Annotated in this window: 1 protein-coding gene and 2 pseudogenes; 1 reads left to right on the top strand and 2 read right to left on the bottom strand. The window is 74.4% G+C overall.

What is annotated here, in order from left to right; genetic code table 11:
- Window positions 1-364, top strand: a pseudogene (locus tag AC27IQ_RS24615) (hypothetical protein); the annotation flags it as partial.
- Here AC27IQ_RS24615 and AC27IQ_RS24610 read toward each other — a convergent pair.
- Together AC27IQ_RS24610 and AC27IQ_RS24605 are read right to left on the bottom strand one after the other, a co-directional pair.
- Window positions 321-1,232: an arginase family protein gene (locus tag AC27IQ_RS24610; protein WP_487091157.1), complete on the bottom strand. Its 912-nt coding sequence runs from the start codon at window positions 1,230-1,232 to the stop codon at window positions 321-323. The pseudogene AC27IQ_RS24615 and the gene AC27IQ_RS24610 overlap by 44 nt on opposite strands.
- Window positions 1,229-1,378: pseudogene (locus tag AC27IQ_RS24605) on the bottom strand (GNAT family N-acetyltransferase); the annotation flags it as partial. The pseudogene AC27IQ_RS24605 and the gene AC27IQ_RS24610, both read right to left, overlap by 4 nt.

Genomic DNA, 1,378 nt, shown 5'->3' with positions numbered 1-1,378 from the left:
CGTGGCCGCCGGCGGTGCGCAGGGCACCTGGCCCACCCTGCTGGTGCTGCTGCCCCACGCCGCGGCCCGCGAGGCCGCGCTGGAGGCCCTGTGGGGTGCCGGCCTGGGCGTGGGCGTGCCTTTCGTGCACGTGCTGCCCGACTACGGGCGCTACGCCCACCTCGTTTCGGCGGAAGACCGCGCGGCAGGGCTGCCCCAGGCCCGGCGATTCGCCACGCAGGTGCTGTCCATCAGCAACAGCCCCTGGCTGGACGACGCGGGCTTCGAGCGGGTTTGCGCCACGCTGGCGCAGGCGGTGCGGACTCAGCCCCGCGCGCCGTTCAATCCGCCGCCATCGCCAGCTGCCCCAGCAGCACCCGATTGAACGCAGCCTGCTGCGCCTGCCACTGCGGCAGCGCCGCGTCGGCCTGGGCCGTGTCCTGCCCGTCGCCCGCACTGAGCCACCGCTTCCACGCCGTGCGGTAGCGGTGCACGGACACCTCGCCCGTCACGTCGCTGCCCACGAGCTGCCCGCGCAGCGCGGAGATCAGGGCAGCGCCGTGGTGCGCGCCCAAGACGCCCTGGTCCCAGTTGGTGCGCACGACCGAGGGCGAGAACGCGTCCTTGTCGATGCTGAGGTAGGTGGGCTGGCGGTGGGCCGAGAGCACGCGGTACAGCGTGGCGGCGAGCGCGTCGGCATCGGGCAGGCTGCGAAACCGCGCCTGCAGGCCCAACCAGCGCGCCCAGCGCGTATCCACCCCCACGCTCCAGTAGGTGAGCCGGCCGGCCCGCAACGGCGCGAGGTAGTTCTCCCACGCGTGGCGCAGGCCGATGTCGCCCGAGGTGATGCCGACCACGTGCACGTGCGACACCTGCGGCATCATCGCCACGCGGCGCACCCACGAGCCGCAGTGCACGCCGAACGGAAAGCGCATGTTGTCCGGGTGGTTGTCCAGCACCACCACGCGCAGGGGCCGCGCGGCGGTGTGCCCGCGCGCGGCGATGCAGCGGGCGATCAGCGGCCAGCTCAGGTGGTGGAAATCGCCACTGCCCATGAAGACCGGGCCGTGGCGGTCGAAGGCCTGCAGCCGGGCGTCGAGCAGGCCGCCGAAGGCCCGGATGCGGGCCAGGCCGCAGCCGAACCGCAGCGCCTCGTGCCAGTCCTGCGCCAGATCGATGCGCCGCTCGTCCGGCAGCGCCCCGACGGCGCCGTCGAGGTCGAGCACGACCGGTGGCCAGTCGGCCGGTCTCATGCGGCCTCCGCGCGGTCGCGCCACTGCCGGTCGCTCTCGAAGCGCCCGGCGAACCGCCGCGCCAGCGCGCGCAGCACGGGCTGGCGCACGTACACCGCGTGGCGCGTGAAGGTGAAGCGCGCGCCCAGGCTGCGCTTGACCTCCGG

This window comes from Acidovorax sp. KPB24-07 (assembly GCF_057543315.1).
Note: the sequence above shows the minus strand (reverse complement) of the source record. Positions and strands in the feature narration are given on the sequence as shown.